The sequence below is a fragment of the Chitinophaga sp. genome (assembly GCF_035564935.1).
Lineage (GTDB): Bacteria > Bacteroidota > Bacteroidia > Chitinophagales > Chitinophagaceae > Chitinophaga.
Window position 1 is genome coordinate 1 of the sequence record NZ_DATMTE010000542.1, and the last position, 9,895, is coordinate 9,895.

At 46.9% G+C, this 9,895-nt stretch carries 11 protein-coding genes; 8 read left to right on the forward strand and 3 right to left on the reverse strand.

The window, feature by feature from the left end; all coding sequences use genetic code 11:
* Positions 1–449: thioredoxin-dependent thiol peroxidase (gene bcp, locus VN105_RS14065; RefSeq protein WP_325641918.1), on the reverse strand; the 449-nt coding region annotated here is incomplete at its 3' end.
* Positions 450–479: 30 nt separating this feature from the next.
* Positions 480–2,168 (reverse strand): M23 family metallopeptidase, encoded by a 1,689-nt coding sequence (locus VN105_RS14070; RefSeq protein ID WP_325641920.1) that lies wholly within the window; start codon positions 2,166–2,168, stop codon positions 480–482.
* Positions 2,169–2,488: 320 nt separating this feature from the next.
* Between VN105_RS14070 and gldA the strand changes: the two genes are divergently transcribed.
* The 8 genes from gldA (at position 2,489) to VN105_RS14110 (ending at position 9,548) form a co-directional block, all read left to right on the forward strand.
* Positions 2,489–3,409 (forward strand): gliding motility-associated ABC transporter ATP-binding subunit GldA, encoded by a 921-nt coding sequence (gldA, locus tag VN105_RS14075; RefSeq protein ID WP_325641922.1) that lies wholly within the window; start codon positions 2,489–2,491, stop codon positions 3,407–3,409.
* A gap of 96 nt (positions 3,410–3,505) precedes the next feature.
* Positions 3,506–4,795: a phosphopyruvate hydratase gene (gene eno, locus VN105_RS14080; RefSeq protein WP_325641924.1), complete on the forward strand. Its 1,290-nt coding sequence runs from the start codon at positions 3,506–3,508 to the stop codon at positions 4,793–4,795.
* Between the two features lie 86 nt (positions 4,796–4,881).
* On the forward strand, positions 4,882–5,193 hold the full coding sequence (locus tag VN105_RS14085; RefSeq protein WP_325641926.1) for an FtsB family cell division protein: 312 nt from the start codon (positions 4,882–4,884) through the stop codon (positions 5,191–5,193).
* Positions 5,194–5,379: 186 nt separating this feature from the next.
* Positions 5,380–5,595, forward strand: coding sequence for a hypothetical protein (locus VN105_RS14090; RefSeq protein ID WP_325641928.1), 216 nt, complete (start codon positions 5,380–5,382; stop codon positions 5,593–5,595).
* A 42-nt stretch (positions 5,596–5,637) separates the two neighbouring features.
* On the forward strand, positions 5,638–6,285 hold the full coding sequence (nth, locus tag VN105_RS14095) for an endonuclease III (RefSeq protein WP_325641930.1): 648 nt from the start codon (positions 5,638–5,640) through the stop codon (positions 6,283–6,285).
* Between the two features lies 1 nt (position 6,286).
* Entirely contained in the window at positions 6,287–7,015 is a 729-nt protein-coding gene (locus VN105_RS14100; protein WP_325641932.1) for a DUF2071 domain-containing protein, read from the forward strand.
* A gap of 104 nt (positions 7,016–7,119) precedes the next feature.
* Positions 7,120–8,337 (forward strand): nucleoside permease, encoded by a 1,218-nt coding sequence (locus tag VN105_RS14105; protein WP_325641934.1) that lies wholly within the window; start codon positions 7,120–7,122, stop codon positions 8,335–8,337.
* Between the two features lie 20 nt (positions 8,338–8,357).
* A complete protein-coding gene (locus VN105_RS14110; RefSeq protein ID WP_325641936.1) occupies positions 8,358–9,548 on the forward strand; it encodes a Gfo/Idh/MocA family oxidoreductase in 1,191 nt (396 codons plus the stop codon).
* Between the two features lie 56 nt (positions 9,549–9,604).
* Here VN105_RS14110 and VN105_RS14115 read toward each other — a convergent pair.
* Positions 9,605–9,895, reverse strand: a 291-nt coding sequence (locus VN105_RS14115) for a DUF6134 family protein (RefSeq protein ID WP_325641938.1), incomplete at its 5' end; no start/stop codon positions are given.

Consider the following 9,895-nt stretch of genomic DNA (forward strand, 5'->3'; position numbering starts at 1 on the left):
TCCAGGATCTCTTCCGTATGATTTTTTGTGTCGGGCTTTTTGATGATATGCGCAATCACACCTTTCTCATCAATAAGGAAAGTGGTCCGGTGAATACCATCATAGGTTTTGCCCATCATTTGTTTTTCTCCCCACACACCATACTGGTGTACGATCTTCTGATCTTCATCTGCCAGTAAAGTAAATGGCAGTTCATATTTCTCTATAAATTTCTGGTGACTCTGTTCACTGTCTGTGCTTACGCCTACTACTGCATATCCTTTTTTCAGGAGGGTATCGTAGTTGTCGCGCAGATTACAGGCCTGGGCCGTGCATCCTGGCGTCATATCTTTTGGATAAAAATACAGCACTACCCGTTTGCCTTTAAAATCGGTCAGAGACACGGTTTTGCCATGCTGATCCTTTCCTTTGAAAACAGGAGCTTTATCGCCTTCTTTTAAGTTTGTCATATCTATGGTTTTAACTGTTTGAATGATCTCTTAACGTTTGAATGATAACCTGTAGCTGCCTTCATTCCCTGCTATATCGGTTACTTTCAGCACCAGTACATGTGCGCCTGGCTGACAATGCTCGTCGAATGTATAGGTAAGCACGTTACCTCTGCGTGAAAGCATCAGCCATTTGCCATCCAGCTCTGCACGGTAGTTTTTAATACCGCTGGCATCGCTCATGGCAAAGGATATTTTAGCGGCTTTTGAAAGTATAGCGCCCGGCTTCACTCCCAGCGGTGTTACCTTTGGCGCTACCGTATCCACTTCCAGGTGGAAGTTGCCAAAGTCGCGGAAAGTGCCTTTATACCAGCCGTTTTCCAACGTGGTAGCGGAAGTACTGCTGCCTTGTCCTTCTCTTACCATCACTATTTTCGACTGCAGGTATTCCGGAACATTCCTGGTAGCGCGAAGACGCACATCGAACAAATCGTGCACCGGTACCAGTGCATTATGCAGGTGGTATATGTTGGAATAGGCTTTGGTACTTACCGATGCAGTTTCGAGGTAGTCAAAACATACCTGGTCGTACAGCGCTGTTTCATCCAGGTAAAATTCCACCTGGTTATTTTCGAAAATATTGCGGGAATCCGGATACATGGTGTTGGCGCACGCTTTGGGTGCATCCTCTGTGCCCGATTGCTGTAAGGCCAGTTTCACGGTAGAGGTGTTACCATAGGCATCTTTTACCAGCAGTTTTACCTGGTGTACTTCGCCATCAGAGAGATGAATGGTACCGTCGCCTTTCAGATCGTGATAAATATCGAGTTTATTGCCTGGCAGGGAAAACACCAGCTGGTAGTAAGGGCCTCCGCCTTTTTTTATTTTATAATCGATGTGGGCATTCAGATAGCGGGTTTCATCATAACCGATGTTATCCAGCTGGAAGTCGATATCCGGTTCATTGTTCTGAAGCAGTGTTACTTCATAAATGCCATAAATATTACCGGTGTTCATGCGGTCTATAGCACTGAGGCCAATGCCTGCCTTTGCAGCATTTACCTTAACCACCGGCTGGGTGGTTACATATTCGCCACCCACTTTCTTTAAGGTCAGTATGAGTGGCTTTTGTTCATAAATGCTTTTCTCACGGTTGTATATGGCCAGGCGGTATACATCCGGCGCTTTGGTATCTGCAATATCAAAACCAAAGAGCAGCGGGTTCAATGGTTTTTCGGTGGTAGTGTTCCTGATTTCAAAGTGCAGGTGCGGACCTGCAGATCCGCCTGTATTTCCGCTCCAGGCTACAAAATCGCCCTTCTTCACGGGAAACATGCCTTCGGGGATAGTAAGGTCGCTGGCCCAGCTTTCTGCCTGGTATTGCTGTTTCTTCACATACTGTTGCAGCGCAGGAAAAAAGGCGTTGAGATGCGCATAAACTGTCGTATAGCCATTGGGGTGAGTAATATAAAGTACATTCCCAAAACCGGTATGCGATACACCAATGCGGCTCACATAGCCATCTGCGGCAGCGTGTACCGGCAGGTTTTCCCTTTGCTGCGTTTTTATATCCATGCCTGAATGGAAGTGATTGGGCCTCAGTTCCCCGAAGTTACCGGCCAGTATGATCGGTATATTCAGCGGGTTCCTGAAATAACCTTGCGGATAATCTTTCACCGGGATAGACTGCGCCTGTAGTAGTTGTGGTAGTAAACAAAGTAAACCAATGACTCTTTTCATAATATGCAAATGTACGCGAAGTTTGTCTGACTCAGGATTATGATGATTACGCTGATTGCGCTGATTTTATTTTTTCATTTGTTTTCAGGGAGATGGAAGAACAAGGTTCATGCCAGTGGCCGGTAATATACCTCGCAGCATCTTCTATGGTATTGCGTATACCTGTTAATGACATTATATATATCTCCCCAAAAAATAAGAACAAAAAAAATAAAATCAGCGCAATCAGCGTAATCATCATAATCCTGAGTCAGACAAAATCCGCGGCAAAATCCGCGCTTTTTTAAGTACTTTAGTTCCCGCAAAACGTGCAAGCATACATGTCTATCCAGGTATCAGAACTCAGTAAAGTATACGGCGAACAAAGGGCTGTGGATGCTATTTCCTTTGAGCTAAAAAAGGGAGAGATCACTGGTTTCCTGGGACCCAACGGCGCAGGAAAATCCACCACCATGAAAATGATCACCGGTTTTTTGCCGCCTACCAGCGGGAAGGCCAGTGTATGTGGCTTCGACATCGTGTCCCAATCGCTGGAAGTACGTAAAAGAGTAGGTTATCTGCCGGAATCCAACCCGTTGTACTACGATATGTATATCCGGGAATTTCTGGAGTTTGTAGCAGGTGTTCACCAGCTGGGGAAGACCGGCGCACAGCGTATTGCCGCTGTAATTGAGCAAACGGGACTGCAACCGGAACAGCGCAAAAAGATCGGCGCCCTGTCTAACGGGTATAAGCAACGCGTGGGCCTGGCACAGGCCCTGCTGCATGACCCGGAAGTACTGATCCTCGACGAGCCCACAACCGGGCTGGATCCCAACCAGCTGGCCGATATCAGGCAGCTGATCAGGGAACTCGGCGCCAATAAAACCGTGATCCTTTCCACGCATATTATGCAGGAAGTGGAAGCCCTGTGCGACCGGGTGATCATCATTAACAAGGGAAAGATCATTGCAGACGATAAATTATCGTTAATCCGTGAAAACAGCAGCGGGAATGGATATTTACAGGTTACCTTTGCCGAGCTGGTTACCGAAGCCGAATTGCTGGCAATTCCCGGCATTACCCGCGTGGCAGCCAGGGAAGACCATAGCTGGCAGTTATTTACCGGCCAGGTGGACGAGGTACGAAAAAACCTGTTACAATTTGCTTTGATTAATAACAGGAACATCCTTTCTTTGCAGAGCAATTCACAAAGCCTGGAAACAATTTTCCGGGAATTGACAAAAGCCCCAGGCAATTAACTGTAGCCGTTAGCAACCCGGGAGTGGTAAGGGACTAACAGCCGCGGCAAACGCCAGGTGCTAAATAAATAGCTAACAATAATAACTTTTCGAATTATGAGTACCATTTCAGAAATCCATGCCAGGCAGATCCTCGACAGCCGTGGTAATCCTACAATTGAGGTTGATGTAACCACAGAAGACGGACATTTTGGCCGTGCAGCAGTTCCATCCGGTGCTTCTACCGGTAAACACGAAGCAGTAGAACTGCGCGATAATGATAAGAGCGTTTATATGGGCAAAGGCGTACTGCAGGCCGTAAATAACGTAAACGATATCATCGCGGACGAACTGATTGGCTGGGAAGTGACGGATCAGGCCGGCATCGACAAAATGCTCATTCAACTTGATGGTACTCCTAATAAAGCTAAACTGGGCGCTAACGCTACCCTCGCAGTGAGCATGGCCGTAGCCAAAGCCGCTGCGGAAGAAAGCAACCAGCCACTGTACCGCTACCTCGGCGGTGTAAACGCTTTTACCCTTCCCATTCCTTTAATGAACATCATCAACGGTGGTGCACACGCAGATAATAAGATCGACTTCCAGGAATTTATGATCGTACCGGTTGGCGCCCCTTCTTTCTCTGAAGGTTTGCGCTGGGGCGTGGAAATTTTCCACCACCTGAAATCCGTACTGAAAAAGAAAGGATACAGCACCAACGTAGGCGACGAAGGCGGTTTTGCTCCTGAAATCCAGAGCAACGAAGAAGCTATCGAAACCGTACTGGAAGCTATCAAAGCAGCCGGTTACGAGCCAGGTACCCAGGTGGCTATCGCCCTGGATGCCGCCAGTAGCGAAATGTACGACGACGCTACCAAGAGCTACAAATTCTACAAAAGCTCCCAGAAAGTGATCAGCAGCGACGAAATGGTGGCTTACTGGACTGAATGGGTAAATAAATATCCGATCGTTTCCATCGAAGATGGTATGGCGGAAGATGACTGGGAAGGCTGGAAAAAACTGACTGAATCCGTAGGCAACCGCGTACAGCTGGTAGGCGACGATCTGTTTGTTACCAACGTACTCCGTCTGAAAGAAGGTATCGATAAAGGCATCGCCAACAGCATCCTGGTAAAAGTAAACCAGATAGGTACGGTAACGGAAACCATCGATGCAGTGAACATGGCGCACAAAGCCGGTTACACTTCCATCATGAGCCACCGTTCCGGCGAAACAGAAGATACTACCATCGCCGACCTCGCCGTAGCCCTGAACTGCGGCCAGATCAAAACCGGTTCCGCTTCCCGTACAGACCGTATGGCGAAATACAACCAGTTACTCCGTATCGAAGAAGCACTGGGTGAAGTAGCGATCTATCCTCCCAACTCCATCAGTGTAAAAAAATAACCCTCCGGGGAAAATATCTGGATCTTGGGTACCCGGCACATTAACGCCGGGTATCTGAAATCCAAAAATCATTTGTAAATTGCTGTATGCCCGGATTAAAGTCTATAAAAGTGCCAAAGCTCCTGAAGAATAAGTTCTTCATAGCTTTTATTGCCTTTATCATCTGGATCGCCTTCCTGGACAAAACTAACCTCATGTACCAATACCAGTTCCAGTCCGAGGTAAACAAACTCGAAAACCAGAAAGAATTTTTTATCCAGGAAATCAAACAAACTCGCGAAGAACAACAGGAACTGCTTTCCAGTCCCGAAAAACTGGAGAAATTTGACCGCGAAAAATATTATATGAAGAAAGATAATGAAGACCTGTTCATTATTACCCCCGCCCCCGCCCAGTAACCCCGTTTACGCAACGGTTTTCTTCAGTTAAAGTACGTTTTAACAGCACCCGCCCCTTCCCAATCCCCTCTTTCTCCCCTCTTTCCCCCTCTTGTGCATCTTAAAAATTTATCTTAAATTAACAATAGAATCTGAGCAAAATCCGTTATAAAAGAGAACCTATTATTAGTATTAAAATAAATATGCATGAGTAATTTTACACTTTCTGTACTCTCTACCCTGTGTCTTGTTACCAAAAGCGATATTAAACATCACCAGGAGGATCTTTCATTTACCCGGGAAGAACAGGCCAGCTTTGACGATACCAAAGCAGCCCTGAACACCGTACATTATGCGCCAAGAGTGGCTACCCTCCAGCTGATCTTCGACTATGCCGCCAATAAACAGAAAGCGGAAGAGTAGTAACAGCCGCCCTACTTTTTTCATTTTTCCTATCTTTATGGCATGACTCAAAAAGAGCGTTATGCATTTGTTCTCAAATACTTTGAGGAACATGCTCCCAATGCCGAAACGGAACTCATCTACGACAATCCATACCAACTGCTGGTAGCCGTTATCCTGTCGGCCCAATGCACCGATAAAAGAGTGAACATGACCACTCCTGCCATCTTTGCAAAGTACCCGGACGTACACGCCCTCAGTACCGCCACATTCGACGAGTTGTTCCCGCTGATCCGCAGCATCAGTTATCCCAACAACAAAACCAAACACCTCATCGGCATGGCACAAATGGTAGTGGAAGACTTTAACGGGGAAATACCCGCTACTGTGCCGGAATTAATAAAGCTGCCGGGCGTAGGCCGCAAAACCGCCAATGTGATCACCTCTGTGGTGCACCAGCAACCCAATATGGCGGTAGATACACATGTATTCAGGGTTTCCGCCAGGATAGGACTTACCACCAATGCTAAAACACCACTGCAAACCGAACTGCAGCTGCTGAAAAATATTCCGAAAGACAAAGTACACATCGCCCATCACTGGCTCATATTACATGGCCGCTATATTTGCGTGGCCCGGAGCCCGAAATGCGGCGAATGCGGCCTGAGACCGGCATGTAAATATTATGCAAAACTGGTAAAAGCAGGTTGATATGCGCCCGTTCCTCACTGCCGCCTGGAGAAATCTGCTGATGCTCAACTTTGAAGCAGATCCCGCTGTGCTCAAGCCTTATGTACCAGCCCATACAGAGCTGGATACATGGAACAATACCTGCTACATCAGCCTGGTGGGCTTCCTTTTCCAGGACACCAGGGTGAAAGGCATTTCCTTTCCGGGACACCGTACTTTTGAGGAAGTGAACCTGCGTTTTTATGTACGCTATAAACAGGCTGGTGAATGGAAACGCGGGGTAGTGTTTGTAAAAGAGCTGGTGCCAAAGGCACTCATCACTTTTGTAGCCAATACATTGTATGGGGAAAAATATGCCACACACAGTATGGCCCACGCCTGGGAATATCCTGATGAGGCTACGTTAAAAGTAGCCTACCGCTGGAAAGTGAAAAACGAATGGAATCATTTGTCGGCTACCGCCACACAAGCCAGCCAACCTATTGCAGCAGGCAGCGAGGAACAATTTATTACGGAACATTACTGGGGCTACACCAGGCTGGATCACCAAACCACCGGCGAATACGAGGTTACACACCCGCAATGGGAAGTTCACCCGGTTACGGATTTCAGTTACCATTGCAGTACCCGGATATTGTATGGCGCCGTATTTGAAAACATGCTGCAGCAAGCGCCTAAAAGTGCATTACTCGCTGCAGGGTCCGGCATTGCTGTAATGCCCGGTAAAAAGATCAGGCACAATACTTTGTGAACCGCTGGAGTTTATACTATCCATCAAGAATTTCATCTCTCAATTATGAAATTTGCTTATCTTAAGCGGTTCATCAAGATTCAATCAATAAAGCATTAGTCGTTATGAGATCAGCTGTTAGGGTACAACTATCATTTATGATGTTCCTGGAATTTTTTATCTGGGGCGCATGGTTTGTGACATTAGGAACCTTTGTATTAAAAAATCTGCAGGGCGCAACCGATACCCAGGTGGGATATGCGTTTCTCACACAATCTATCGGGGCAGTAATAGCGCCTTTCATTGTAGGCATTATCGCCGACCGTTTTATTTCCGCACAGATCATCCTTGGCGTGATACACCTGGCAGGCGCTGCACTGTTATGGATCTGTTCCGGCATGACCAGCTACGACAGCTTCTACCCGGTATTGTTGGTATATATGATCCTTTACATGCCTACACTGGCATTAGTAAATTCCATCTCTTTCCGGCAGATGAGCGATCCAAGTAAAGAGTTCTCCTTTATCCGCGTATTTGGCACTGTTGGCTGGATCATTGCGGGCCTGCTCATTGGCTGGTTACAGTGGGAAAAAACCAATTCACTGGATCTTACCTTTAAAATGGCAGCCGGCGCATCGCTCCTGCTGGGGCTGTTCAGCTTTACACTGCCTAAAACACCGCCTGCCAAAAAGGGTACGCAGATCTCTGTAAAAGAGATCCTGGGCCTGGATGCCATACGGATGCTGAAAAACCGCTCCTACCTGCTGTTCTTCCTGGCATCCATTGCCATCTGCATCCCGCTGGCATTCTATTATAATTTCACTAATCCGTTCCTGAATGAAATAGGCATGAATGCCGCTGCCGGCAAGCAGTCCATGGGACAAATGTCTGAGTTCCTGTTCATGTTGGTTATGCCGCTGTTCTTCGCCAGGTTAGGGGTAAAGAAAATGCTGGCGTTAGGTATGCTCGCCTGGGTAGTACGCTATACCCTGTTCTCTTTTGGCGATATTGATGCCAACTACTGGATGCTCATTGTAGGTATCATCTTACATGGTATCTGTTATGATTTCTTCTTTGTAACCGGGCAAATCTACACCGATAAAATTGCAGGTGAAGAGTTCAAAAGCTCTGCACAGGGCTTTGTAACACTGGCTACTTATGGTGTGGGAATGCTGATAGGCTTTATCATTTCCGGCCCTATTGTGGATGCATATAAAACGGGCGCAAACAGCCACAACTGGCACACCATCTGGCTGATTCCTGCAGGTATTGCAGCGGTAGTATTAGTACTGTTTATGTTGTTTTTCAGAGATAGTAACAAGAATACAGTTGTTAAACATTAATCATCGGCAAAACGATTTTTATGGCAAAAATAGCAATGCTTGGTTCAGGTTTTATTGCGCGGTTCTATGCTGATTCCCTGCAAGGGCAGCGCAGCCGCGATAAAATTGTAAGCGTATATTCCCGACGGGAAGAAAGCGCGCAAAAATTCGCCACAGATTACGATGTTGCTTTTCAGTCCACCGAAATGGAAGCAGCCATTGCCCGCCCGGAGGTAGACGTAGTTTGCGTATCCCTCCCCAATAACCTGCATGAAGCAGCTATTGACCTGTGCTGCAAGCATAAAAAAGCAGTGATCTGTACCAAACCGCTGGGACGTAACGCCCAGGAGGCAAAACGGATGCTGGAAGCAGTAGAAAAAGCGGGCATCTTCCATGGTTACCTGGAAGATCTTGTGTACACACCTAAATTCCTGAAAGCGCTGCAAAGTGTGAAAGACGGGGCTTTGGGAAGGATCCTCTGGGCAAAATCGAGGGAAACCCATCCCGGCCCGCACAGCGAATGGTTCTGGGATAAAGAACAGGCAGGAGGCGGTTGTATCCTGGACCTGGGCTGCCATTGCGTGGAAATCGGGCGCAACTTTATCGGGAAAGATATTAAACCGGTAGAGGTAATGTGCTGGGCAGATACACAGGTTAAACCTATTGATGCTGAAGATCATGCCATTGGCCTGGTAAAATATGAAAACGGCGCTATCGGCCAGTTTGAAGTAAGCTGGACTTTCCGCGGCGGTCTTGATCTGCGTGATGAAGTAATGGGAACAGAAGGTACTATCTGGCTCAACAGCTTTCTGCGTACCGGCTTTGATATGTTTACTACCGGTAAAGGCGCTGATTATGTAGCGGAGAAAGCGGAAAGCAACTCCGGCTGGCTGTTCCCCGTAGGAGATGAACTCAATGAACTGGGATATAATCACATGTTCACCAATATGTTTGATGCCATGGAGGCCGGTAAGGAAGCCAACGAAACTTTCTATGATGGTTATGTGGTGAATGCTATCCTGGATGCCGCTTACAAGAGTGCCGCCAGCAAACAATGGGAACCGGTACAACTGGAAATATGGCGCGGACAGGAAGGACTTACCAAAGCCAAAACCTTAACGGACTATAACGATCAATACTACCTGGTAAAAGAAGAGATGACACATTTCGGGGCAAAGAAACTGATCCTGAAAGATAAGGTGAGCGGGCAGATCATTGAACAGGTATTATAATTTATAAGATGAAGATGATTGTCCTGGTAAATCCTGCCAGGATAATCATCTCCCCATCAGCTTATTTTTACAAACATTGCTTTACCAAGCGTATGATTTACTTCCACCGACATTAAGGCGCCGTTTTCATACCTGAACACGTTCTTTCTTCCCTCCGGTAATATCAGCTCATACACACCGCCACCCAGCGATTTCAGCGGTAGGAAACGGCCCAGTGTTTCAGAAAACACACGGTTTACCTGCCTGGGTTCCCCGAAGTAAAGATCTGCCACACACTCTTCTATTTCAGCATCTATCACCGACTTCGCCCCGTTCACTATTATCGTATATTCTTTACCGTTACGCTT